Origin of the sequence: Flavobacterium franklandianum, from assembly GCF_007097365.1 — a bacterium.
Taxonomy (GTDB): Bacteria; Bacteroidota; Bacteroidia; order Flavobacteriales; family Flavobacteriaceae; genus Flavobacterium; species Flavobacterium franklandianum.
The window spans coordinates 220,839-245,344 of the sequence record NZ_VJZR01000003.1 but is presented as its reverse complement, the minus strand read 5'-3'; the positions used below and the strand labels follow the sequence as shown (position 1 = coordinate 245,344).

Genomic DNA, 24,506 nt, shown 5'->3' with positions numbered 1-24,506 from the left:
TTAATAATTCGAATGAAACACTATCTTAGCTTTACTTTTTAAACCCAACAAAATATATTTATGACCAATATAATAGTTTTAGGAGCGGGAATGGTAGGTAGCGCAATGGCCGCAGATCTATCAAAAAAACATTCGGTAACATTGGCAGATTTAAGTATTCAACGATTAGAATACATCAAAGAAAAGCATCCAAAAATTGGTGTTTTACAAGTCGATGTTTGCGATAAAGAAAACCTACTATCTATACTCAAAGATTTTGATTTAGTGGTGTGTGCTGTACCCGGATTTCTAGGTTTCGAAACCATAAAAACCGTAATTGAAGCTGGAAAAAATGTGGTGGACATTTCCTTTTTTCCAGAAAACGCACTAGAATTAGATGCATTGGCAAAAGCCAAAGGAGTAACAGCCATTGTAGATTGTGGCGTTGCACCAGGAATGCATAATATAATCTTAGGATATTATAATGAAAAACTGAAATTGACGGATTTTGAAACTTTGGTCGGTGGTTTACCAAAGCTAAAAAAATGGCCCTTCAATTATAAAGCACCTTTTTCGCCAATTGATGTAATTGAAGAATATACTCGCCCTGCCCGTTATGTCAAAAATGGAAAAATTATCACTCGTGAAGCCTTGACCGACTGTGAATTGGTAGAATTTGATAAAGTGGGAACCCTAGAATCATTTAATTCTGATGGATTACGCTCCATACTATTCACGATGCCTCATATCAAAAATATGAAGGAAAAAACACTTCGATATCCTGGTCACGTTGAATACATAAAGGTTTTGAAAGATAGCGGATTCTTTAGTGAAAAGAAGATTTTGGTAAATGGAGCATCCATTTCACCAATAGATTTTACCAGCAAAATTCTCTTTAACGAATGGAAATTGGGTGAAACCGAAGAAGAATTGACTGTGATGCGGATTACCTTGAAAGGAACAAACACAAAAGGGGAAATAGAAGAAGTTGTCTATAATTTATATGATGAATATTGCCCCGAAACACAAACTTCATCGATGGCGCGAACAACAGGATATACCGCAACCGCTGTTGCGAATCTGTTTTTAGAAGGATTATTCACAGAAAAAGGGGTTTTCCCACCTGAATTAATCGGAAAACACGAAACTTGCTTTAAATATATTTTAAACTATTTGAAAGAGCGAAATGTAAATTACAATAAACTACCTCGGGGCAGAGCCCCAGAGGTATTAATAAAATAACAGCCACAGATTCAAAGATTTTAAAAAATCATTTTAATCTGTGACTCGAGCAATAGCGAAAAGGCGAAGCAATCTGTAGCAAAAAAACCGAAGCAGAGCTTCGAGGAATTAAACCTAAAGAGATTAAAACGCAAACTATTTTTGAAGTCTAACTTCAATATCTTTTCAATATCTTTGATCCTTAATAATTATCTAATGAAAAATCCTCAAATCCTAGTTCTGTTCCTAATTGGCGCCGTGCTAACTATTATTGGAGTAATATTCAAAATCTCGCACGAACGAAAAGATTGGACGACTTTCTTTCTAATCATCGGAATGACTTTTGAAGCTGTAGCCGCGATATTGATGCTACTAAAATTATTCAAAAAAAATAAAAACAATACCGATTCTTTTCTAGACAGTTAAGAAATTTTTAAATAAATAAAAAGGGCTACATTCGATAATGAATGTAGCCCTTTTTAGAATTTAAATTATCTGTTAGCGCTGTTGTCTTGCAACTTCACCGTGATGCGACAAATCCAGTCCAAGTTCTTGATCTTCATCGGTAACTTTTACAGGAATGAACTTATTGATTATTTTAAACAATAATAAGGTAAAAAAGAACGCATAACTAGTTGCAAAAACAATGGCAACGCATTCCTTAAACAGTAACATTCCATCACCTCCAAAAAACAAACCATTTGGTATCGCTTCATTTATAGAACTATTGGCAAAGAAACCCAAACAAATAGTACCTATTATACCGCCCATTCCGTGAATTCCCCATACATCTAGAGCATCATCCCAACCTTTCTTTTCCTTATACTTTACAGCCAAAAAGCAACCGCAAGCCGCTATAATTCCAATAATTGCCGACGAATAAATATCTACATAACCCGCAGCAGGAGTTATTGTAGCCAAACCAGCAACCGCTCCAGTCATCAATCCGACAAAAGTAGGTTTCTTGTTGCCCGTATTCCATTCGATAAATAACCAAGTAACTGCTGCAAAAGAAGCTGCTGTATCTGTATTCAAAAAGGAGGAAATCGTGATCGAATTGACCGCCAATTCGCTTCCCGCATTAAATCCGTACCAGCCAAACCAAAGCAATGCAGTTCCAATGGCTACCAAAGGAATATTATTAGGTTCGTGTTTATTGGTTCGTCTTCCCACAAAATATACCGATGCCAAAGCTGCAAAACCAGCCGTTGCGTGAACTGTAATTCCTCCTGCAAAGTCAAAAACACCCCATTCAGCAAGCAATCCGCCACCCCAAACCATGTGAACAAATGGGTAATACACAAAAATTTGCCAGAAAATCAGGAAGTAAACATACGATTTAAAAGAAACCCTGTTGATAAAAGCTCCAGTAATCAATGCAGGAGTGATGATGGCAAACATCATTTGGTAAGCAATGAAAATATATTCTGGAAAACGTTTGTCTGCTGAGTACAGTGTAGAAGGTGTAATGCCGTGATAAAATGCCTTATCAAAATTGCCTATGATTCCGAAAAAATCGGATCCAGAACTCATGTTCCCGCTAAAACAAAGCGAATATCCAAAAGCAAACCAAAGGACTGTTCCAATTCCCATAGAAACAAAACTCTGCATCATTATACTCAAAATATTTTTATTACAACCCAATCCGCCGTAAAAAAAGGCGAGTCCGGGAGTCATCAACATCACTAAACTAGTGGCAAGAATCATAAAAGTGGTTAACCCTACATCTAACATAACTATTATATTTATTTTTACACAAAATTACCAATCATTTCACAATAATTCCAATGTTTATTTTACAAATTTAATAAAATTTGTTATGTTTAATTAATTATTGACGGTATTGTAATGTAAATAAGCACAATATTTTAGTCAACCCCTTAAAAAATAGGGGTGTATTGTATTTTAAACTATTATTTATTTTTATTTTAAATTAATATCACAAAATGAAGTATCAAAAACGGAACAATTTTATTTAATTCTCAATTTTATACCTTTGTTTTATTAAAATGCAACAAAATGAACATCAAACTCATCGCCATTGGCAAAACCGATAATAAAAATTTGCAATCCTTGATTGACGAATATCAAAAACGTTTGTCGTTTTATATCAAATTCGATTTAGAAATTATTCCCGACATCAAGAATGTAAAAAACTTATCGGAAAGCCAGCAAAAAGAAAAAGAAGGCGAATTGATTTTGGCTAAAACAACACCAACCGACCAACTTATTTTATTGGACGAAAACGGGAAAACCTTTTCGAGTGTAGGATTTTCTGAGGAATTGCAGAAGAAAATGAATTCGGGAGTAAAAACTTTGGTTTTCGTCATTGGTGGTCCTTATGGTTTTTCAGAAACAGTTTATGCTAAAGCTCAAGGTAAAATATCGCTGTCTTTAATGACATTTTCGCATCAAATGGTGCGCTTATTTTTCATCGAACAATTGTATCGCGGATTTACGATTTTGAAGAATGAACCGTATCATCATCAATAGGAAGTGGCCAGTTTGCAGTCGCAGTGTTCAGTTGTTGAAATTTGTATATTTTCAGACTTTAATAGATAAATTCTTCAGGAACATTATTATTGAAAGAATCTAGTTTTCTAACTAAAATTTTAGTCTGAATATATTCTTCGTATGACATATTTTTATCAAAAACCAGGAATATTCTAGGCTGAACAACATGAGTTATACTATAAACATAACTCACAAGCTCTTTCTTTTGAATCTCTTTACCATCAACTAAAACTAAATCATTCCTTTTTTTAAATCTAATAATCATATAACCTCCTGCAGGTTCTCCAATAGTATAATACACTTTCGTGAAAGGTAGAAACCCCATATTCTTGCCAATACTATCAGCATACGAATAATAATTTTCGGCTAACTCATTTTTATGAGCGACTTCATTTCGCTTTTTTTCCTGTAATTTCATCACTTCGGGAATCACCAATCGCAACGGCAATCGCTTGTCAATATTAAGAATCCAATTGGTTGAAATAATGGAGTTTTTTCGGTTTACTTCTGCCAAAGTATCTTTTCCTTTGGCTCTAAAGAAAATATAAATTGGCGAATGATCGACCACATCCGAAACTATCGTTACATCCGATTTTGGCAATAAAATGTCTTCTTTATTTCCGCAAGAAAATAAAAATAAAAGGGCAATTAACGAACAATATTTCATTACTGATTGTTGATTTTATTGAATAAGGTAACACATTCCATCCCTTCTTTCACATCGTGAACCCGAAGAATTTTGGCCCCTTTGGTCAATGCAACAGTATTCAAAACCGTGGTTCCGTTTAAAGCGTCGCTCGCAGAAGATTGCAAGGTTTTATAAATCATAGATTTTCTCGAAAATCCTGCTAATAAAGGTAATTCCAAAATTTCGAACAGTTCCATTTTTTGCAAGACTTCGTAATTTTGATCCAAAGTTTTAGCAAAACCAAATCCTGGATCAATAATCAAATCGTTGATACCGAAACTTCTCGCTCTAGCCACTTTTTCAGAAAAATAGAAGAGAATTTCTTTGACTATATTCTCATAACTCGTCATCTTTTGCATCGTTTCGGGAGTTCCGCGCATATGCATCATAATGTAGGGAACATTATATTTTGCAATGGTTTCCAGCATATTATCATCCAGATTTCCAGCAGAAATATCGTTGATAATCGCCGCTCCATTTTCGATACAAACTTTCGCGACTTCGCTTCTAAAAGTATCAACAGAAAGTAACGTTTCTGGATAATATTCTAAAATCAGATTGATAATTGGAAGTATTCTTTGCAATTCTTCCTCTTCCGAAACATATTCGGCGCTGGGCTTGCTGGAATAGGCTCCCACATCAATAAATGTGGCTCCATCGCTGAGCATTTTGCCAACTTTAGTCAGCATTTCACTGCTGCTTTTATACATTCCACCATCATAAAATGAATTGGGAGTTACATTCAAAATCCCCATCACTTTGGGAGTTGTCAAATCGATAAGTTGTCCTTTGCAGTTTATTGTCATCTTAAATCAAATTTCGTTAATTATCATTTTTACATCCAATAAATATTTCTTATTTTTGAGGAAATTTTTTGACAAATATAACCAATAAATGAACATAACTTCTCAACAATATGATAGCGTAATTGCAATTTGTCGCTCGCTATTTATCAATAAAATGAAAGATTATGGTAGTGCTTGGCGCATTTTGAGATTGCCTTCGCTAACAGACCAAATTTATATCAAAGCCCAAAGAATAAGAAGTTTACAGGAAAACGAAGTTCGAAAAATAGACGAAGACGAAAACGGCGAATTCATCGGAATTATAAATTACTCTATTATGGCATTGGTACAACTCGAACTTGGAGTTGTCGATCAGCCTGATTTGAATGTGGAAAAGGCAACTGAATTATACGACCAAAAAATTGCGTTGACCAAACAATTAATGGAAGACAAAAACCACGATTATGGCGAAGCTTGGCGCGAAATGAGAGTGAGTTCTTTGACAGATTTAATTTTGCAGAAATTACTTCGAGTGAAACAAATTGAAGACAATAAAGGAAAAACTTTGGTTTCTGAAGGCATCGATGCAAATTATCAGGATATGATTAATTATGCTGTTTTTGCCTTGATATTAATGAAAAATGGTAAATAACAAATAGCAAAAATCAAATAACAAATAAATTCAAAATCGAAAAAATTCAAAATTCAAAATCTTATGGAACCAAAAAAATACGATTTAGAAGAACGAACTTTGAAATTTGCAATAGATTCAAGATTATTTTAAAAAAAATTACCACGAAACATTTCTAATATTGAAGATGCAAAACAATATGTTAGATCATCCGGATCAGTTGGTGCAAATTATATTGAAGCAAATGAATCGTTGAGCAAGAAAGATTTTTGCTTTAGAATCAAAATTTGTAGAAAAGAGGCAAAAGAAAGCAGTTATTGGTTAAAAATAATGAGAGCTACTAATTTAGAATTTGAATCAGAAATAAATATATTAATACAAGAATCAGACGAACTAAAAAAAATTTTTTCAGCCATATTAGAAAAGTCATCCTAAACCAACTAAAATTTTATTTACTTTTTTAAGTTTTGAAAATTTAAAAAATTAATATTTAGAATTTATTTGTTATTTGATTTTTGCTTTTTGGAATTTATACAATTTGGAATTTAAAAAAGAACTATGAAAACATTTACCACCCAATTCCCTAGACTATTCGTCGGGATTCTATTTATTATTTCAGGATTAATAAAACTCAATGATCCTTTGGGATTTTCATACAAACTGGACGAATATTTTAGCGAACCCGTTTTCAATATGCCTTTTTTTGTTCCTTATACATTGGCAATTGCCTTGTTTTTAGTCATTGTTGAAGTAGTTTTGGGTGTCATGTTGCTCCTTGGTTACAAATCAAAATGGACGATTTGGAGTTTGTTGCTTTTGGTAATTTTGTTCACATTTTTGACTTTTTATTCGGCTTATTTTGATGTGGTAAAAGACTGTGGATGCTTTGGTGATGCTTTACATTTAACTCCTTGGCAATCTTTTTCGAAAGATTTAATCTTGTTGTTTTTTATTCTAATTTTATTCTACAATCAAAAATATATCAAACCCCTATTTGCTGATAAAATTCAAACTATTTTAGTTCTAACTAGCCTTGTTTTGTGTTCTTTCATGGGATATTGGGTTCTCAATCATTTGCCTTTGAAAGATTTCAGACCTTACAAAGTGGGAACCAACATCCGCAAATCGATGGAAATTCCTGAAAATGCTCCAAAAAGCCAAGTAGAAATGATTTTCATCTACAAAGTTAAGGGGATTGACAAAGAATTTACCGAAAAAGAGTTGATGACACTTCCTGAAGGCGCAGAATTTGTTGATAGAAAAGACAAAATTATTGTTCAAGGTTACCTTCCTCCTATTCACGATTTCAAATTAGAATTAGATGGAGAAGATCAAACTGACATGATATTATCTAAAGAAAAAGTGTTGCTAATTGTTGCTTATGATTTAGAAAAAGCAAATGTATCAGGCTTGCAAAAAACAAACGAATTGTATAAAAATGCGAGTGCCAAAGGATATTATGTTGCATTATTGACTGGTTCATCAACAGATGTGATAGCTGATGCAAAAAAGAAATATAATTTTGCTTTTGATTGTCTATTTTGTGATGCGACAGCTTTAAAAACTGTAGAAAGAGCGAACCCAAGTTTCGTTTTATTAAATTATGGAACAGTAACTCAAAAAGTTCATTATAATGATAGTGCGGATTTAAAATTGTAATCCTTATATTTACAGTTAATTATGAGCACTAGAAGAGAAAGAAGGAAAAAAAAATTATACTTATTTTTATAAGTTGTATTCTGTTTGGGACAGGTTACTATTTCCTAAACGAAGTTTCGACTTGGATTGAAGTTCCTCTGGGAGTTACATTTCACGTTATTTTTGGATGCACTTTAATGGCTATTTCTGGAATTTATATTGGCTACACACTTAAGCAATTGTTTTTCACTAAGAAAAGAAAAAGAACCAAACGCATCTATTTGGACGATACTACAGATAAAAAATCGACTTAAAACGGTATTCTTTTTTCTTGAATTTGCCATCAAACATTTACGAAATCGAAATAGTACAAATGCCTGAAATAATGCACTTTACTCTTCGCTGTTTTGTTTTTAAAATGTAACTTTGGGAAAATTTTTAAAATGAAAAAAATACTTGTATTGCTTTTAGCTGTTATTAGTTTTTCCTGTTCTCAAGCTCAAAAAACCACCTTTTCGAAAGAAGCCTTGTCTGAAACTTTACTTTCAGATAATGGAAAACAAGTCGCTTTTAAAGACATTCTAAAAAACCACAAAGGCAAAACCCTTGTTATCGAAATATGGGCTTCTTGGTGCGGAGATTGTATCAAAGCAATGCCAAAAGTAAAAGAACTTCAAACCAATAATCCTGAGGTAGAATATGTTTTTATCTCAATGGATAAAACAGCCGATAAATGGAAAGAAGGAATTGCAAAACACGAAATCAAAGGCGAGCATTTTATGGCTAACGATCAGATGAAAGGCGTTTTTGCTAAAGCCATAGATTTAGATTGGATTCCAAGATATATTATTATTGACAAAACTGGAAAAATCGTTATTTACAGAGCTATCGAAACCGATTTTAAAAAAATTAATACCACGTTGAAGGAAGTTAGAAGTTAGAAGTGGGAAGTCAGAAGTTAGAAGTCAGAAGTGGGAAGCGGAATTCTTTGTTATTTTAACATTATCAACGGATTCAACTGTGGAATCTATTAAAAATTAAAGCTATAAATTTCAAAAACAACAAACAATAAACAACAAACAATAAAATAAACACAATTAAAATGAGAAAGAAGATTGTAGCAGGAAACTGGAAAATGCATAAAAATGCAACTCAAACTGCAGAACTATTAAACGAATTAAAAACACAAGTTTCAACTGAAAATAATGCACAAGTAATTGTAGCACCTACATTTGTAAATTTGGCTTTGGCAACTAGCCTATTAGAGTCATCTGCTATCAAAGTGTCTGCACAAAATATGCATCAAGCAGAAAGTGGTGCTTACACTGGCGAAATCTCTGCCGATATGTTAAAAAGCGTTGGTGTAGATACCGTAATTCTTGGCCATTCAGAACGTAGAGCTATTTTTCACGAAACGGATGCTTTGATTGCTAGCAAAGTAGACACGGCTTTACAACACGATATGGCTGTTATTTTTTGCTTCGGCGAAGAGTTGAAAGACCGTCAATCTAAAAACCATTTCAATATTGTTGAAAACCAATTGAAAGATGGTTTGTTTCATATTGAAGCCAAAGATTGGGAAAAAATTGTTTTGGCTTATGAACCAGTTTGGGCCATTGGAACAGGAGAAACTGCAAGTCCAGAACAAGCTCAAGATATGCACGAATTCATCAGAGAAACGGTTCGCAAAGCTTTTGGAAGCGATATCGCCGAAGATGTTTCTATCCTTTACGGTGGAAGTGTAAAACCAGACAACGCCAAAGAAATTTTCTCTAAACCAGATGTTGACGGTGGATTAATTGGTGGAGCAGCGCTTAACACAAAAGATTTCTTAGCCATAGTAAACGCTATCTAAGAACTTAGAATATATTTCAAAAAAGAGTCCTCAATTACGAAAGTAGTTGGGGATTTTTTATGTTTAAAAAATATCCTTTTCCAAAAATTAAAACTAAAATTGCAATAAGTTCAAATTTGCCTATTTGGTATGTAAGCACTTTCGAAAGTATCGTTTATACAGATAATGATAATAAATTGATAAATAAATTATAATGATTATAAATTATTAAAAAAACAAGCTTTAAATTCAGGAAATTAGCAATAATTTCTTAAATTTATAGTGATTGACTTAACCAAGCAGATACAATTACTACCTACCTCCTTAAGCCAAATGTCGTTATTGGCCTTTTTTTATTGTATTCAGACTAGAAAAAACAACACTTTTAACTTTAAAAAGTGGAAACCAGACACCACTTTAAAAAACGGGGTGGAACCGAAAAACCTTACGAGTAGGAAAATTTAAATCATTTTATAATGAAAAATTTTACTTTTATTATGGTTTTGATATTCTTAGGATTATCAAATGCTACGGGAGTAGCGCAAGGAAGTTGGAATGAATTACAATTCAATCCGACGGCAAACGCTGGAGAATCGATGCAATTTGTTAGCGCCACTGAAGGTTGGATTAGTTTATCTTCCAATCAGTTGTTGCACACCACAAATGGAAGCCTGTGGAGTGTTGTTACTCCAAATAGCACAGATGTTACTTCAGGTATAGATGCGCCCGGCTCAAGAATTAGTTTTATTAATCCTGCAACAGGATGGGTTTTGAAATCTTTAAATGCCGGAAATGACAATTTCTCTGGTGCTATTTTATACAAAACTATAGATAGTGGCGTGAATTGGAGTCGAACAGTGCTTTCAACCACAACAGGCGATGCAGGTATTCAAGTACAATTTGTAGATGCTAATAATGGTTGGGTTTTGATTTTTAATATGAATTCAGGAACACCTATATTCTTAAAAACTTCAGATGGTGGTACAACCTGGACGCCCACAAATGGTGGAGGCATTTTTTATTATGTAAATGCCACTACGGGTTATGCCTTTTCTGCAGGTCCAAATATGCTACCACCTTACTACATTATGAAAACAACGGATGGAGGTTCTAATTGGATACCTCAATATGTAGATAACACCGTTGGCGAATTAAATGCTATTGAGTTTACTGATGCAAACAATGGATGGATTGTGGGTAGAAATTCAAAAATATTCCATACAACTAATGGTGGAACAAATTGGGTTCCTGTAACAAATGCTTTTCCTAATACAACCTTTAAAAACAGTGCATTATCATTCATTAACAATACTACTGGATGGATTGCTTCAAAAGCTGATACAAATGGCAGTAGCTCTTTTATGATCTCAACTACTGATGGTGGATCAACGTGGTCAACCCCACAAATGCTCCCATTTAACTCTGATGTATTTTCAATGGATTTCTGGGATGCCAATAACGGTTGGGCCACTTCAGATTCTTATAATAATAATGGAATTGATTATCCAGGTCAAATTGCAAAATATAGCGTTTCAACTGGAAACTATAGCAACGCCACTTTAAACGGACCTTGGTTTATGTATGCCGATGTAACTCCAATTGATCCTTATAATGATAATTTAAATTATTTAGTTTTTGATGGCAATGGAAACATAACAGACTTTAATGGTTTTGGTGGTCCTTGGACCGGTAATTATACTGTTAGTCCTTCAGGAGTCATTTCTGGAAATCTAATTGGTGATGGTCAAAACTTTCCAATAGGTGGTCAATTAACTTCAACTACAGAAGGTACTGGCTCCGCAGGTGGACAAAACTGGAGATTACACAAAATAGCCAATCCTGGTGCGTTGAAAGATAAAATAACAGGAACATTAACAACAGATAATTGCGGCTCCAGAAACGTTACTTTAAATATAGATAGTAATGGAGTCATCACTTCTGCAATAGGATTGGCAGGGACAGTTACTGGACGTGTTTATGCTGATTTAGGAGTTTACGTTGGACATATGAACACCGGAGAAATGGGAGAATGGCACGAACTTTCGATTATGGGTTATTATAATAACAATAATTTAAATGGCCAACTTGCATTGGAAACTAATAGCTGTACCTATGAATTATCAAATTTGGTTCGTAGTGATAATCAACCAATAAATACAGACTGGACGCTTCAAACCAATCCACTAGGAACCAGAATGTGCGGAGCAATGCAATTTGTGAGTGTAACCGAAGGATGGATTTCTATTGCTCCCGGAGGACTTTTACACACAACCAACGGAGGAACCACTTGGACAGAAACAATACTACACCCTACTGATGTTATATCCTCACCTTCTGATCCTGGTCTTAACTTAAGTTTTATTAATGCTTCAACAGGTTGGATTCTGAAAACTTTTGGAACTTTTGATAGTCCTCTTGGTGCTGTGGTATATAAAACTACTGATGGCGGAGCAACTTGGAATAGAAAAGTGGTTTCAACAACTGCAGGAGATGCTGGCTTTCAACTTCAATTTGTAGATGCGAACACTGGATGGTTATTGATTTATAATTTTATCACTTATAACGTAACTTTCCTAAAAACTACCGATGGCGGAACTAATTGGGTTCCTGCAAATGGTACTGGTATTTTTAGTTATGTTGATGCTAATAACGGTTGGGCATATTCGTCAGCAACCTTATTACCACCTTATACTTATACCATTTATCGAACCTCAAATGGTGGTACAAACTGGACTCCAATTGCGGCAGATAATACAACTGGAGAAATTACTAAAATGACATTTATAGATTTGAACAATGGATGGATTGTAGGTAAAAACGGAAAAATCCTTAAAACCACAAATGGAGGAGTGAATTGGATTCCAATAACAAATACAGGTATCACAAGTGAATATAAAAACAAAAGTGTCCATTTCATAAATCCTAACGTTGGATGGATCTCCAGCAAACGTGATAATAGCAGTGATAATGCAATTGTACTTCATACTAAAGATGGAGGCACAAACTGGACTACTCAAAGCACACCATCCAACTACTCTATATTTAGCATCTATTTTTGGGATGCAAATAATGGCTGGTGCACAGGTGATTATGGTGCAATTGCTCGTTATTCTGGAGCATTAAGTGTTAAAGAAAATCTAGCTGATAAATTCATCAGTATTTACCCAAATCCAAATAACGGAACCTTTTATTTCAGTTTGAAAGAAGCCAATTCTAAAGTGAAAACAGAAATTTATACACTTTCTGGTCAAAAAGTGTTCGAAGCTTCCAACTTTGGAATGCAACCACAAAACGAAATCAATTTTGCGCCACAAACCAAAGGAATTTATTTAATAAAAATTACCGATGGAGAAAACACTTATTCAGAAAAAATTATGATTAAATAATCGATATTAAAAATAAAAACAACTATTTCCTGCTAGCAAAAACTCCTTTGTTAGCAGGAATATTTTAGTGTTTGATGGAAAAAATCATCGTATATTTGAATACAGAGAATATGAAAATCAGCCAAAAGTAATTTAGACTAAATGTTAGTTAATGATACCCCAAATTCTATTTTTGAAAAAGCAACACTTGTTCATAGTGGTGAAGACTATTTTTCACGATTAGAAAGGATTATTTTAGAATCGAAAACCGAAATTCATATTCAAACGTATATTTTTGATTATGATAATACTGGCAAAAGGATTATTGCTGCCTTAAAAGAAGCCGCTTCCAGAAATGTCAAAATAAACATTCTGATTGATGGTTTTGGCTCGTTGTCATTCCCAACAGAAATCATCAATGAACTTTCGAAAATTGGAATCGAATTAAGAGTCTTCTCACCTTTTTTCTCGGCAAATTCATTATACATCGGGCGGAGGTTACACCACAAAATAATAGTTTCCGATGCCAAAACAGCTTTAATTGGCGGAATAAACATTGCCGAAAAATACCACGGAACCGAAAAAACAACACCTTGGCTCGACTATGCGGTGGAAATCAATGATGAAAACATAGCAGAATCGTTACAGAAATTGTGCAGAGATATTTATTTCAAGAATAGAATTATCCGAAGAAAAGAAATCACCTCAATTTTTGATAAAGGGGAAGTAAATAGTATTTCCGTGCTTCAAAATGATTGGTTGAAAAGAAAAAACGAGATTTTCAAAACCTATATCAACAAAATTAGCACCGCCGAAAAAGAAATTGTAATTGTTAGCAGTTATTTTCTTCCCGGTAAAAGATTGATAAATGCACTAAAAAAAGCATCCCAAAAAGGAGTAATAATAAAATTGATTCTTTCGGGAATATCCGATGTTCCTATGGCAAGGCGCGCTAGCTGTCATTTGTATTCTAAACTTTTACGATTCAATATCGAATTATACGAATGGAAAAAATCAGTTTTGCACGGAAAAATAGCAGTAATTGATGGCAATTGGACCACCATTGGATCTTTCAATCTCAATAATTTAAGTTCGTTTGCCAGCATCGAAATGAATGTAGCCATCGATTCGGAAGATTTTGCTACTAATTATCTTTTACATCTCAATGAGATTATCGCTCAATGCGATAGAATTACTCCCGAAACTTTAAAATTAACCCACGTTTTGACTTCAAAATTGACCAATTGGTTTTCGTATTGGATATCCCGAACAGCGGAAATAATAGTTACTTACATTCCCCATAAAAGGTTTAGGAAATTTTATTAGAAACACAATAAAATCTTAATTACAGTTTTAATGGGTGAAAATTCACTAAATTTATAGTGAATTTCAACTGTAATAAATACACTAATTCTTATAAAGATCTTGCGTGTACAATTAGATCTTGAACTACTTTACAAATCGAATCTCAAGCATAAAAATTAGAAAAACAATGTAAAATGGCATTTATAGACTACTACAAAGTATTGGGAATCGAAAAATCCGCAACGGATGCCGAGGTAAAAAAAGCCTACCGTAAACTTGCTCGAAAATACCATCCCGACTTGAATCCCAACGACAAACAAGCCGAACAAAAATTCAAGGAAGCCAACGAAGCCAACGAAGTATTGAGTCATCCCGAAAACCGCAAAAAATACGATCAATACGGCGAAAACTGGCAACATTCCGAGGAATTCGAGAAACAAAAACAACAGCAATCTCGTGGTGGTGGACAGCAAGGAGGATTTGGAGGTTTTGAAGGATTTTCTGGTGATGGCGATTATTCCGATTTCTTCGAATCGATGTTTGGAGGTCGTGCTTCTGGTGGCAGAAGACAAACCCGACAATCCAAAGGTGGCGATTACACTACCGAATTACATCTGGATTTGAAAGACGTTTACACCACTCAAAAACGAGAATTAACCATCAACGGCAAAAAAATAAGACTCACCATTCCAGCCGGAGTGGAGAACGGTCAGGTCATAAAAATCAGCGGAATGGGTGCCGAAGGTGCAAATGGCGGTCCAAAAGGCGATTTATACATTACGTTCACCATTAAAAATAATACCAAATTCAAATTAGACAAACAAAATCTTCATTCTACAGTAGATTTGGATTTATACACAGCTATTTTAGGCGGAGAAATAACAGTAGATACCTTTGACGGCAAAGTAAAACTAAAAGTTTTGCCCGGAACCCAAAATTGCAACAAAGTAAAACTAAAAGGAAAAGGCTTCCCTGTTTACAAAAAAGAAGGCGTGTTTGGCGATTTATATGTTACTTACCAAATTCTGATTCCCACCCAACTTTCCGAAAAAGAAAAAGAATTATTTGAGGAATTGGCTAAGTTGAGAAATCAATAATGGCTATAAATACAATTGAGAAAACAGACTAATACATCAGTGAAAAAAATTTTGCCTCTCATAGGTAGACACAGAATGCAATTTTGCGCTATCTGTTAGTGAGAATATTTATTCATTTCCCTTAGGTCGGGTTTTGCTTTAAAAAACTTGATGATGATTCTCCATCTGGACTTATATCTAAATAATTTCCATTTATAAATAAAATTCCGTTTCCAAATACTTTATATTGTTTACCATCCTCATTTAAATTTTTCCATTCACTAAAATCAATGCGACATTCACCATCAGAACTTTTTTCCCAAGTTCCTTTACTAGAATACTCAATATTGTCTTTTTTGTAATAATGAAAAAATGTACCATTTTTATTTAAATCCAAAAAATTAGTAGCTTTTTCATCATTATTACAAATATATCTTCCCACTATATCTGAATCGCAAGAACGTAAATTTATGCAACTACAAAAAACAAATGGGAGCAACAAAAAAAACATATAAATTTTAAATTTCATTTCAATTTTGGTTTTGGTTTTTAGTTAATTCATATGACAACTCAATCGCTCCGATCTGAAATTAAACCCTTTGTGATGATAGCAGAATTACTTCGTCCGTTCGCTGTCGCTCGGGTGCATTCTGTGCCCACTCCAATGAGAAACTACAGCACCAAAGCCTTTTATCCAAATCAACGAAGTAAATCTACCAAAATTATTCCAAACTCATCATCTAATTCTGCATATTTTCTTGCAGAACTAAAATAAAAATTCCCAAACAAGGGTGCAATTTTATAATTCCGCATTAGTAAGATTATTCAAACGTTAAATTATTATTTTTTTGTAGTAAAATTCAAAAAATTTTCTATTTTTGATAGGTAATTTAATATTAAAAATATGACAGCTCTTACAGATTATTGGTGGTTACTTTTATTAGTATTGTGTTTGGTTCTTTACAAATTCGTTTTACGAGTTTTCTTCGGAATGGTCATCGTTCCAGAAGATAAAATTGGTTTGGTAACCAAAAAATTTGTGCTCTTTGGCGCATCAAAATCATTGCCCGATGGCAGAATCATCGCCACAAAAGGCGAAGCCGGTTATCAAGCAAAAACATTGGCTCCTGGATTGTATTGGGGAATGTGGCCTTGGCAATATTCGGTAAATATGACTTCGTTTACCATTATTCCAGAAGGAAATATTGGTTTATTATTGAGTAAAGATGGTGCCGAAATTCCAACAGGTCGAATTCTTGCACAAAAAGTAAGCTCCGACAACTTTCAAGATGCGACTTTGTTTTTGGACAATGGAGGACAAAAAGGACGTCAATCAGCATTTATAACAACCGGTTCGTATCGTATCAATACATTTTTGTTTGAAGTGGTAATGACACCACAAATTGTAATTTCAGAAAATATGGTGGGAATTGTAACCGCAATGGATGGTGAACCTATTCCTATTGGACAAATTGCGGGTAAATTTGTCGATAATCACAATAACTTTCAGGATTTTGACCAGTTTCTAAAAAACGGTGGAAATCGAGGATTGCAACCACAAGTTATGCTTGCCGGTTCTTATTATATCAATTCTTGGGCAGTTCAAATCGAGCAAACGCCAATGACTGATGTACCGATTGGATATGTTGGAGTTGTGATTTCCTATATTGGCGAAGACGGAAAAGATGTAACTGGTGATACTTTCAAACACGGAAATATTGTTTCGAAAGGACAACGTGGTGTTTGGATGGAACCTTTTGGACCCGGAAAATATGCGCTTAATATCTATACCACAAAACTGGAACCTGTTCCTACAACCAACTTGGTTTTGAACTGGGCCGATGCCAGAAGTGAATCTCATAACTTAGACAAAAATCTATCCACAATAACAGTTCGTTCTAAAGATGGTTTCCCTTTCAATTTGGATGTTTCCCAAATTATCCACGTTCCTGCTAATGAAGCACCAAAAGTGATTGCCCGTTTCGGAAGTATGAACAACTTGGTTTCTCAAGTTTTGGAACCCACCATTGGAAATTATTTTAGAAACTCGGCTCAGGAAAGCGACGTGATTTCATTTCTTTCAACCAGAAAAGAACGTCAAGAATCAGCCAAAAAACATATCAAAGTAGTTTTAGACGAATACAATGTCAATGCGGTTGATACTCTAATTGGTGACATCGTTCCGCCAGAATCCTTGATGAAAACTTTGACCGACAGAAAAATTGCCGAGGAAGAGCAAAAAACCTATCAAACCCAAAGAATGGCGCAAGAACAACGTCAAGGTGTAGAAAAAGAAACTGCCATTGCCGATATGCAAAAAGAAATCGTGAAAGCCTCGCAAAGTGTGGAAATCGCCCAAAGAACTGCCGATGCCACCGTTAAAAAAGCCGAAGGAGACGCCACCAGTTTGAAACTAAACGTGAATGCCGAAGCCGAAGCGACTAAAATGCGTGCCAATGCCGAAGCCGAAGCCACCAAAGCAAGAGCTGGAGCACAAGCCGAAGCCACAAAACTAACCGCAAGTGCCGAAGCCGAAAGAATTTCGAAAACAGGTTTGGCCGAAGCGGAAAAAATCAAAGCCATCGGTAAATCGACTGCCGAAGCTTATCAATTGCAGGTTTCAGCAATGGGTGGCGATAATTTTACCAAATACAAAATCACAGAAGAAATTGGAAAAGGTAAAATCAAAGTGATTCCAGATGTCTTAATTTCAGGAAACAATGGTTCCGATGGAGGAATTAGCGGGCTTTTAGGTATGAAATTAATGGAAATGATGGACACCAAAAACGAAAAAGAAGATTCTAAAACCAAATAAACCCAAGTTCAATTACCATTCAAAATCCGCTTCACAGCGGATTTTTTTGTTTTTTACAACTCTAATTCTAATAGCTTTTCGCCGTTTAATAGTTAAAAGTAAAAAATATAAATAAAATTTATTCTTTGATTTCAATTGCCTTTGGCTTCAACCAAAGGTTTTTCAGAAATTATAGTATTGGCTTTAGCCAAAATTGGATAATAATTTTGGCTAAAGCCTATTCAGTAGCAAACCCAGATGCCGTTGCTAAAGAAAACGGCAATTGAAACAAAAACTAAAGGATAACAGTTATTTATGATTATTCAAAATCCACTGCAAAGCAGATTTTTTATTATTCAGAATTTCACTTGTAAAATTTTTGGATTTAAAAACAAAACTGAGCAACAAGAACTAAAAATCAGCAGATTATTCGTAAATTTGAGAATGACTTTTTTATAAAAAAAGACATCACTCAAATGGAAACCATTTCAAAAATAAATACATCAATCAAGGCCTTCTTGCTTGAAATTGGAGAACTATCTAGTTTTGCGGGTCGTTTTTTTAGGGAAGTTTTTAAACCTCCTTACGAGTTCAAAGAATTTATCAGGCAATGCTACAATATGGGAAACCGTTCCCTCTTATTGGTAACCGTCACTGGATTTATCATCGGATTGGTTTTTACCTTACAATCACGCCCAACCTTACAGGAATTTGGAGCTGTTTCTTGGATGCCTTCTATGGTTAGTATTTCGATTATTCGAGAAATTGGCCCCATCATTACTGCTTTAATTTGTGCAGGACGAATTGGTTCTGGAATTGGAGCTGAATTGGGATCAATGAGGGTAACCGAACAAATCGATGCGATGGAAGTTTCCGGAACCAATCCTTTCAAATATTTGGTTGTTACAAGGATTTTGGCAACTACATTTATGTTGCCAATTTTGGTGTTTTTTGGCGATATTATTGCACTTTACGGCTCCTATCTTGTCGAAAATACCAAAGGCAATGTATCATTTCTATTGTATTTTAACAAAGTAGCCGAAGCGTTGGAATTTGGGGATTTAATTCCTGCCACTATCAAGTCTTTCTTCTTTGGTTTTGCCATTGGATTAGTAGGTTGTTTCAAAGGATTTAATTGCAAAAAAGGAACAGCTGGCGTGGGACTTGCAGCGAATTCTGCTGTCGTTTTCACCTCGATGCTGCTTTTTATAATCGATTTTATTGCCGTATTTATAACTAATATTTTTTATGATCTGTAATTATGGAAACATTTTCAAAAAATAATAAAACCATAATAGAAATCAAAGATCTATGTAAAAGTTATAGCGACAATCACGTTTTGAATGGCTTCAATATGCGATTAGTCGAAGGAGAAAATCTCGTTATTATGGGGAAATCAGGTTCCGGAAAATCGGTGATGATAAAATGCTTAATCGGACTCGATGAACCTGATAGCGGTACAATCGTTGTAATGGGCAAAGATATCAGAAAATTGGAACGTGAAGAGCTAGACGAATTACGAACTGAAGTTGGTTTTCTATTCCAAGGAAGTGCGCTTTACGATTCGATGACCGTTAGAGAAAATCTAGAATTTCCGTTGAGACGTCATACCAAGAAATTTGGCGTTCTAAAAGACACCACCCCATTAGTAATGCAAGCCTTAGAAAATGTGGGTTTGGCCAATACAATCAATTTAATGCCCGAAGAACTTTCGGGTGGAATGAAGCGTCGAATTGCACTGGCTAGAACCTTGATTTTGCAACCAAAAATCATTCTGTACGACGAACCCACAACAGGATTAGACCCCATAACAGCCAAAGAAATTATTTTGCTAATGCAATCCGTCCAAAAAAAATACAACACCTCAGCCATTATTATTACTCACGATGTGGATTGTGCGAGAGCCATATCGAATCGGATGATTTTATTAGTCGATGGAATTAATTATGCCGAAGGTACTTTTAATGAATTAAATGCTTCAAAAGATCCAAAAATACAAGCTTTCTTTAAATAAAATAAAAATGGAAAAAACAGCTTCACAAAAAATAAATCTTGGTCTTTTCGTAATCATCGGATTATTGATTTTCATACTTGCCGTGTATTTCATTGGCGATAAGCAAAAAATGTTTGGAAAAACCAATCATTTGGAGACCGTTTTCAATAATGTAAATGGTTTGCAATTAGGCAATAGTGTTCGGTATTCAGGAATTAGTGTTGGAACAGTTCGAGGTATCGAAATGGTCAACGACACGACCATTCGAGTAGATATGATTATAGACAAATCTATTTTTTCTTATATCAAAAAAGATGCGATTGCTACTATTGGCTCCGATGGATTGGTGGGAAATATGATTATCAATATCATTCCTGGAAAAGAAAATCAACCCGCTGTGGAATCGGGCGACGAAATTCGTTCCTTCAATCGGATTCGAACCGAAGATATGTTGAGTACACTGAATGTAACCAATGAAAATGCCGCTAAGCTCACCGCAAATTTGCTTACGATTACCGATAAAATCGTAAAAGGAAAAGGAACTTTGAGCTCTTTACTAAACGATACCTTAATTTCGAGAGACTTGGGGAAAACAATGCGCTATTTGAAATTAACCACCAAAAGCGCTTCTGAAACGGTATCAAAAATTGATAAAATCGTCGCTTCATTGGATAATAAAAACAATGTATTAGGTGTACTAAAAGATACGGCTGTGGCCAATAATTTAAAAACCACAATTGGCAATTTAGAGAAATCGACTACTGAAATTAACAAAGTGGTGACCAACCTCAACGCAACAATTCTCAATATTAAAGAAGGAAAAGGCGTTATAAATTACCTAGCAAACGACCCAAAATTAGTTCAAAAAATTGATTCTACTATGACTAATATCAATGCTGCCAGCATAAAACTAAACCAGAACTTAGAAGCAATGAAACATAATTTTTTACTTCGTGGTTATTTCAGAAAACAAGAAAGAGAGAAAGCAAAAGCGGCAAAGGCAGAAGAAAATAAAAAGTAAATTTCTAAACTAGATACTTTTCAAAGCAATAATCAACAAATCAATATCTTCTTTAGTATTGCAATGGCTGAAAGAAATACGCAAACTTGGTTTCTTTAAGTCTTCGTTCGAAAGCATTTCGGCCAAAACGTGAGAAGGTCTTATACTTCCGGATTGACAGGCGCTTCCCCGAGAAACTGCAATTCCTTTCATATCCAAATGAAACAAAATCATCGCCGTTTTGTCAGCTGGAAAAGGCAGCAATACATTTAAAATAGTATAAATCCCATCCGATGTTCCGTTGATTTGGAAAGCTGGGAAATGAATTTCAAATTGAGAAATCAAATAATTTTTCAATTCCTGAATGTGAATTCTTTCGGCTTCTAAATTAGCATAGGAAAGTTCCAAAGCCTTTGCCATTCCTGCTATTTGATGTACGGCTTCGGTTCCAGGACGCAAACCTTTTTCCTGTTCACCACCGAAAAACAAGGGTTGTAATCCTGAATTTTTTTTGATAAAGGCAAAACCAATTCCTTTTGGACCGTGAAATTTATGCGCACTCGCTACCATAAAATCAATTGGAATAGATTTTAAATCAATTTCCAACTTGCCAACAGATTGCACCATATCCGAATGAAAAAGGGCGTTGTGTTGCTCGCAAATTCGGCCTACTTTTTCAACATTTAAAACAGTTCCAATTTCGTTATTCACTTGCATTAAACTCACTACCGTTTTTATATCTTGGGAAAGCAAATCTACTAAATCAGTAATGTCAATTTCACCATTGCGTTTGACTGCTACATAATCTACCTGGATTCCAAATTCATTTTGTAAACGTTCAACAGTATGTAAAACAGCGTGATGCTCTATTTTACTTAAAATTATTCTTTTAACTTGTAAATCCTTAACTGCGGAGCGAAGTATCCAATTATTGGCTTCGGTTCCACAAGAAGTGAAGATGATTTCTGGTGCAGAAGCATTCAAATACTTGGCAATTGACTTTCTGGAAAGCTCCAAAACACTTTTGGCATTTCGCCCAAAACTGTGCGTTGACGATGGATTTCCAAAATCTTCCGTCAATACTTTTGTCATTTCTTGAATGACTTCGGGACGCAGTTGGGTAGTTGAAGCGTTATCGAGATATACTTTTTTCATTGGCACAAAGTTATGAAATATCAATTGTGATTTCTGTACAATCAATTGGCAATTTTTTCACTATTTTTGTGACAAATATTTTAGACAATGAAAAGAGTTTTTAGCCTATTGATTTTTGTGCTATTATTGAACGGATGTGATGATGGTAATTTGACTTTGGAAACTATTGATTTTGAAGATGGGGAAACAAAAAACTGTAGCGACAATAATATCATTTACAAACTGAAAGAAAACGAAGCTTTATTGCTTGAGATTCCCAAAACAACCTTTGAAAACGAACCTACAGACCCTGACTCTCCGACTGTTATAGATATCGACAATTCAACCAACCGTGTAGTCTATCGTTTTTATAACGGAACAGTAGCAGATGATAATATTTGCAACACAATCCCACCAGCAACACCTTATGTTTCCGACCAATGGACTGCTAGTTCAGGAAAAATAGAAATAGCGACAACTACTAAAACAATACCTGGAACTATTGCTGGAAGCACCGTAATTACTGGCTACAACCATCGAATTGTATTCAAAAATATAACATTTACAAAAACAAATGGCACTCAAGTTTATGAAACCTTTGTTTTCGGAGACTATATTACACCAGCTACTCCATTGCCATTTGGATTTGACAAAACAGTAGATCAATGTCCTATCTCAAAAGATGTTTATAATTTTACTAGCGGTGAAGCATTAACACTTGAGAATCTAGATGCAACTTTAATTGTCAATGAGGAAACACTACCAGATACACCAAGAACTGCAATAATTGGCTCCGTTAAAAACAAACTTATCCATCGTTTGTATTCAAATGGAGTGCTTAGTGCAAGCTATTTTTGCAATACAACCCCACCAACACTTCCAACGGTTAGCGAAGAATGGAATGGAGTAAATGGTGTTGCAAACGTTAGTGGCATAATAGAAGTCACAACAATAAAAAGCGGAACAACTGCATTTAAACACAACATTGTAATTAAAAATGCGACCTTAAAGAAAGATAATAGCACCTTCAAATTGGGGGATGTCTATATCTATGGAGAATTACTAACCTTCTAATTTAGCGGCAATTTTAAAAACAAATTACCGCAAATTGCTTTGCCAATTCACTGCGTTAGGGTCGTAAATAAAACAATCCAAATAGGAGATGTAATTTGCGAATTTGCGGTTTATTTTTTTTGTTTTAAGACTTGATTTTTTAGCCTAACTTTAACTTATTTACTGCTTTGTTTGATGTAAACTTCGGTTGCACCTTGACCGTATTTTTGATAATTTCCGTCTTGAAAAGCGACATTATCATAACGACCTAACAAAAAATCCAACTCCGATTTCAGAACTCCTTCGCCAACACCGTGAATAAAAACAATCTTCGGGATTCGATTTCTTATGGCAAATTCGATGTGTCGTTTTGCGGTTTCGGCTTGTAAAGTGAGTATGTCATAATTAGACATTCCTCGTTTATTAGGTACCAATTTTTCGATGTGTAAATCAAATTCTGGTGCAGGAATTTCACGCTTGTCTTTGCGTTCTTTGACAAAACTTCTGGGTTTTGGAATTTCTTTTTCCTTAACAATCTCTCCTACATTTATTCTTTTGATAGAATCCATTAAGTTACTGGAATTGTTTATTTTAATCAATTCATTGACAAAATATGTCATCACAAAACCATCGGTAGTTTCTATGGTAACCTGCTTATCTTTTACAGCTACTACTACTCCATTTACATCTTCATCTAAAACCGAAACTTGGTCTCCTTTATTGAACATTTTTTCTCTTTATTTTTGGATTATTATTTTGTGATTTGTGTGTTAAAATTCAAAAGTAGTAAACTTTATAGCAACTTCAATTAGACTTATAAATTTACCATTCCTCAGTGGAATTTCAAAAATAAAACTTTTGATTTGCGATTCTTCTCATAACAAATTATTGATTAATTATTTAGTCGATGTTGCCGTCGAATCTAGTTTTAAAATTGCAGGAACCTGAGAATTCAAATTAGAATTTGTAGTAGCAGGAACAGCTTTGCTAGTTGGTGAATTCAATGGAGCTCCAACAGCAATATCACATCGATGACCCGTTTGCCCGTGCGGAGGATTCATCCCCGGTTTGGTTACCACGGCAACCGCATTAGATTTTGTAATTGCTGGTAAAGAGGATTTCGTTACCGAATTCGTTACAGCTGGGTTTGGAATTGATTTATTAGGAGTTGAATTTAGGGGTGACCCTACAGCAATATCACATCGATGACCAGGCTGACCATGCGGAGGATTCATCCCTGAAGCAATTAGATTCGAATTCTGTTGCAACAAAGATGAATTTTGAGATGAAATAGCCGATGAAACAGAAGGTGTTGCGGGTGAAACTGATGTGCTGACGGCAGACGAAGGATTATTGACCACTGAACTTTCTTGTGGCTCCAATTCTTTTTTACAAGAAAAAACAATCATTAAAAACAATACCAATAAACTTGAAATGTATTTAGTTTTCATCGCATAAGGATTAAAATTTATAGGATTCAAATATAGTTTTTAAAC

Annotated in this window: 24 protein-coding genes; 17 read left to right on the top strand and 7 right to left on the bottom strand. The window is 34.6% G+C overall.

The features are described from left to right. Nucleotides 1–60: 60 nt before the first annotated feature. Both FNW17_RS05865 and FNW17_RS05860 read left to right on the top strand, forming a co-directional pair. Nucleotides 61–1,221, top strand: coding sequence for a saccharopine dehydrogenase family protein (locus tag FNW17_RS05865; protein WP_144071127.1), 1,161 nt, complete (start codon nt 61–63; stop codon nt 1,219–1,221). A 195-nt stretch (nt 1,222–1,416) separates the two neighbouring features. After that, nucleotides 1,417–1,626 carry a GldL-related protein gene (locus tag FNW17_RS05860; protein WP_143389874.1) on the top strand — a complete coding sequence of 70 codons (210 nt, stop codon included), beginning with the start codon at nt 1,417–1,419 and terminating at the stop codon, nt 1,624–1,626. Between the two features lie 72 nt (nt 1,627–1,698). Here FNW17_RS05860 and FNW17_RS05855 read toward each other — a convergent pair whose 3' ends face one another. Further along, complete coding sequence (locus FNW17_RS05855) at nt 1,699–2,934, bottom strand: ammonium transporter (RefSeq protein ID WP_143389875.1); 1,236 nt, start codon at nt 2,932–2,934, stop codon at nt 1,699–1,701. A 285-nt stretch (nt 2,935–3,219) separates the two neighbouring features. Between FNW17_RS05855 and rlmH the strand changes: the two genes are divergently transcribed. Continuing rightward, entirely contained in the window at nt 3,220–3,693 is a 474-nt protein-coding gene (rlmH, locus tag FNW17_RS05850; RefSeq protein WP_143389876.1) for a 23S rRNA (pseudouridine(1915)-N(3))-methyltransferase RlmH, read from the top strand. 58 nt (nt 3,694–3,751) lie between these two features. On the opposite strand, the gene FNW17_RS05845 is transcribed toward rlmH, so the two are convergent. Further along, nucleotides 3,752–4,381, bottom strand: coding sequence for a hypothetical protein (locus tag FNW17_RS05845; RefSeq protein ID WP_144071126.1), 630 nt, complete (start codon nt 4,379–4,381; stop codon nt 3,752–3,754). Further along, nucleotides 4,381–5,208 carry a dihydropteroate synthase gene (gene folP / locus FNW17_RS05840; protein WP_144071125.1) on the bottom strand — a complete coding sequence of 276 codons (828 nt, stop codon included), beginning with the start codon at nt 5,206–5,208 and terminating at the stop codon, nt 4,381–4,383. The genes FNW17_RS05845 and folP overlap by 1 nt, the downstream gene beginning before the upstream one ends. An 88-nt stretch (nt 5,209–5,296) precedes the next feature. On the opposite strand from folP, the gene FNW17_RS05835 reads away from it, so the two are divergent. From FNW17_RS05835 to FNW17_RS05800, 8 genes are all read left to right on the top strand, one after another. After that, a complete protein-coding gene (locus FNW17_RS05835) occupies nt 5,297–5,839 on the top strand; it encodes a DUF1599 domain-containing protein (RefSeq protein WP_143389879.1) in 543 nt (180 codons plus the stop codon). A gap of 150 nt (nt 5,840–5,989) precedes the next feature. Next, nucleotides 5,990–6,253, top strand: a complete 264-nt coding sequence (locus FNW17_RS16490; RefSeq protein ID WP_317129769.1) for a four helix bundle protein — start codon at nt 5,990–5,992, stop codon at nt 6,251–6,253. Between the two features lie 123 nt (nt 6,254–6,376). Beyond that, a complete protein-coding gene (locus FNW17_RS05825) occupies nt 6,377–7,477 on the top strand; it encodes a BT_3928 family protein (RefSeq protein ID WP_144071124.1) in 1,101 nt (366 codons plus the stop codon). A 422-nt stretch (nt 7,478–7,899) separates the two neighbouring features. Continuing rightward, the gene (locus FNW17_RS05820; protein WP_144071123.1) at nt 7,900–8,397 is read left to right on the top strand and encodes a TlpA family protein disulfide reductase; all 498 of its coding nucleotides are present in this window, start codon (nt 7,900–7,902) and stop codon (nt 8,395–8,397) included. A gap of 161 nt (nt 8,398–8,558) precedes the next feature. Beyond that, complete coding sequence (tpiA, locus tag FNW17_RS05815) at nt 8,559–9,311, top strand: triose-phosphate isomerase (protein WP_143389882.1); 753 nt, start codon at nt 8,559–8,561, stop codon at nt 9,309–9,311. Nucleotides 9,312–9,766: 455 nt separating this feature from the next. Next, nucleotides 9,767–12,676 carry a YCF48-related protein gene (locus FNW17_RS05810; protein WP_144071122.1) on the top strand — a complete coding sequence of 970 codons (2,910 nt, stop codon included), beginning with the start codon at nt 9,767–9,769 and terminating at the stop codon, nt 12,674–12,676. 141 nt (nt 12,677–12,817) lie between these two features. Then, nucleotides 12,818–13,981, top strand: coding sequence for a phospholipase D-like domain-containing protein (locus tag FNW17_RS05805; protein ID WP_144071121.1), 1,164 nt, complete (start codon nt 12,818–12,820; stop codon nt 13,979–13,981). A 173-nt stretch (nt 13,982–14,154) separates the two neighbouring features. After that, nucleotides 14,155–15,057 carry a DnaJ C-terminal domain-containing protein gene (locus FNW17_RS05800; protein ID WP_144071120.1) on the top strand — a complete coding sequence of 301 codons (903 nt, stop codon included), beginning with the start codon at nt 14,155–14,157 and terminating at the stop codon, nt 15,055–15,057. A 121-nt stretch (nt 15,058–15,178) separates the two neighbouring features. On the opposite strand, the gene FNW17_RS05795 is transcribed toward FNW17_RS05800, so the two are convergent. Continuing rightward, nucleotides 15,179–15,565, bottom strand: a complete 387-nt coding sequence (locus FNW17_RS05795; protein WP_144071119.1) for a hypothetical protein — start codon at nt 15,563–15,565, stop codon at nt 15,179–15,181. Nucleotides 15,566–15,940: 375 nt separating this feature from the next. Between FNW17_RS05795 and FNW17_RS05790 the strand changes: the two genes are divergently transcribed. The 5 genes from FNW17_RS05790 to FNW17_RS05775 all read left to right on the top strand — a co-directional run bounded on the left by FNW17_RS05790 (nt 15,941) and on the right by FNW17_RS05775 (nt 20,844). Next, nucleotides 15,941–17,851 carry an SPFH domain-containing protein gene (locus tag FNW17_RS05790; RefSeq protein WP_144071118.1) on the top strand — a complete coding sequence of 637 codons (1,911 nt, stop codon included), beginning with the start codon at nt 15,941–15,943 and terminating at the stop codon, nt 17,849–17,851. A gap of 125 nt (nt 17,852–17,976) precedes the next feature. Beyond that, nucleotides 17,977–18,117 (top strand): hypothetical protein, encoded by a 141-nt coding sequence (locus FNW17_RS16270; protein ID WP_185965266.1) that lies wholly within the window; start codon nt 17,977–17,979, stop codon nt 18,115–18,117. Nucleotides 18,118–18,306: 189 nt separating this feature from the next. Then, nucleotides 18,307–19,089: an MlaE family ABC transporter permease gene (locus FNW17_RS05785; protein ID WP_143389892.1), complete on the top strand. Its 783-nt coding sequence runs from the start codon at nt 18,307–18,309 to the stop codon at nt 19,087–19,089. Between the two features lie 2 nt (nt 19,090–19,091). Further along, complete coding sequence (locus FNW17_RS05780; protein WP_144071117.1) at nt 19,092–19,844, top strand: ABC transporter ATP-binding protein; 753 nt, start codon at nt 19,092–19,094, stop codon at nt 19,842–19,844. A gap of 7 nt (nt 19,845–19,851) precedes the next feature. Next, a complete protein-coding gene (locus FNW17_RS05775) occupies nt 19,852–20,844 on the top strand; it encodes an MlaD family protein (protein ID WP_144071116.1) in 993 nt (330 codons plus the stop codon). 9 nt (nt 20,845–20,853) lie between these two features. Here the strand turns inward: FNW17_RS05775 and FNW17_RS05770 are convergent, their stop codons facing one another. Further along, nucleotides 20,854–21,978 carry a cysteine desulfurase family protein gene (locus tag FNW17_RS05770; RefSeq protein ID WP_143389895.1) on the bottom strand — a complete coding sequence of 375 codons (1,125 nt, stop codon included), beginning with the start codon at nt 21,976–21,978 and terminating at the stop codon, nt 20,854–20,856. A gap of 87 nt (nt 21,979–22,065) precedes the next feature. Here FNW17_RS05770 and FNW17_RS05765 point away from each other — a divergent pair, with 87 nt between their 5' ends. After that, complete coding sequence (locus FNW17_RS05765; protein ID WP_143389896.1) at nt 22,066–23,031, top strand: hypothetical protein; 966 nt, start codon at nt 22,066–22,068, stop codon at nt 23,029–23,031. 155 nt (nt 23,032–23,186) lie between these two features. Here the strand turns inward: FNW17_RS05765 and FNW17_RS05760 are convergent, their stop codons facing one another. Next, nucleotides 23,187–23,738 carry a Smr/MutS family protein gene (locus FNW17_RS05760; protein ID WP_143389897.1) on the bottom strand — a complete coding sequence of 184 codons (552 nt, stop codon included), beginning with the start codon at nt 23,736–23,738 and terminating at the stop codon, nt 23,187–23,189. A gap of 168 nt (nt 23,739–23,906) precedes the next feature. Next, nucleotides 23,907–24,461 (bottom strand): hypothetical protein, encoded by a 555-nt coding sequence (locus tag FNW17_RS05755; RefSeq protein ID WP_144071115.1) that lies wholly within the window; start codon nt 24,459–24,461, stop codon nt 23,907–23,909. Nucleotides 24,462–24,506: the final 45 nt, after the last annotated feature.

Bases quoted from the DNA above. Each gene is read 5' to 3' on its own strand.
- FNW17_RS05865 (WP_144071127.1), top strand. From the start codon at position 61: ATGACCAATATAATAGTTTTAGGAGCGGGAATGGTAGGTAGCGCAATG.
- FNW17_RS05860 (WP_143389874.1), top strand. From the start codon at position 1,417: ATGAAAAATCCTCAAATCCTAGTTCTGTTCCTAATTGGCGCCGTGCTA.
- FNW17_RS05855 (WP_143389875.1), bottom strand. From the start codon at position 2,934: ATGTTAGATGTAGGGTTAACCACTTTTATGATTCTTGCCACTAGTTTA.
- rlmH (WP_143389876.1), top strand. From the start codon at position 3,220: ATGAACATCAAACTCATCGCCATTGGCAAAACCGATAATAAAAATTTG.
- FNW17_RS05845 (WP_144071126.1), bottom strand. From the start codon at position 4,381: ATGAAATATTGTTCGTTAATTGCCCTTTTATTTTTATTTTCTTGCGGA.
- folP (WP_144071125.1), bottom strand. From the start codon at position 5,208: ATGACAATAAACTGCAAAGGACAACTTATCGATTTGACAACTCCCAAA.
- FNW17_RS05835 (WP_143389879.1), top strand. From the start codon at position 5,297: ATGAACATAACTTCTCAACAATATGATAGCGTAATTGCAATTTGTCGC.
- FNW17_RS05825 (WP_144071124.1), top strand. From the start codon at position 6,377: ATGAAAACATTTACCACCCAATTCCCTAGACTATTCGTCGGGATTCTA.
- FNW17_RS05820 (WP_144071123.1), top strand. From the start codon at position 7,900: ATGAAAAAAATACTTGTATTGCTTTTAGCTGTTATTAGTTTTTCCTGT.
- tpiA (WP_143389882.1), top strand. From the start codon at position 8,559: ATGAGAAAGAAGATTGTAGCAGGAAACTGGAAAATGCATAAAAATGCA.
- FNW17_RS05810 (WP_144071122.1), top strand. From the start codon at position 9,767: ATGAAAAATTTTACTTTTATTATGGTTTTGATATTCTTAGGATTATCA.
- FNW17_RS05805 (WP_144071121.1), top strand. From the start codon at position 12,818: ATGTTAGTTAATGATACCCCAAATTCTATTTTTGAAAAAGCAACACTT.
- FNW17_RS05800 (WP_144071120.1), top strand. From the start codon at position 14,155: ATGGCATTTATAGACTACTACAAAGTATTGGGAATCGAAAAATCCGCA.
- FNW17_RS05795 (WP_144071119.1), bottom strand. From the start codon at position 15,565: ATGAAATTTAAAATTTATATGTTTTTTTTGTTGCTCCCATTTGTTTTT.
- FNW17_RS05790 (WP_144071118.1), top strand. From the start codon at position 15,941: ATGACAGCTCTTACAGATTATTGGTGGTTACTTTTATTAGTATTGTGT.
- FNW17_RS05785 (WP_143389892.1), top strand. From the start codon at position 18,307: ATGGAAACCATTTCAAAAATAAATACATCAATCAAGGCCTTCTTGCTT.
- FNW17_RS05780 (WP_144071117.1), top strand. From the start codon at position 19,092: ATGGAAACATTTTCAAAAAATAATAAAACCATAATAGAAATCAAAGAT.
- FNW17_RS05775 (WP_144071116.1), top strand. From the start codon at position 19,852: ATGGAAAAAACAGCTTCACAAAAAATAAATCTTGGTCTTTTCGTAATC.
- FNW17_RS05770 (WP_143389895.1), bottom strand. From the start codon at position 21,978: ATGAAAAAAGTATATCTCGATAACGCTTCAACTACCCAACTGCGTCCC.
- FNW17_RS05765 (WP_143389896.1), top strand. From the start codon at position 22,066: ATGAAAAGAGTTTTTAGCCTATTGATTTTTGTGCTATTATTGAACGGA.
- FNW17_RS05760 (WP_143389897.1), bottom strand. From the start codon at position 23,738: ATGTTCAATAAAGGAGACCAAGTTTCGGTTTTAGATGAAGATGTAAAT.
- FNW17_RS05755 (WP_144071115.1), bottom strand. From the start codon at position 24,461: ATGAAAACTAAATACATTTCAAGTTTATTGGTATTGTTTTTAATGATT.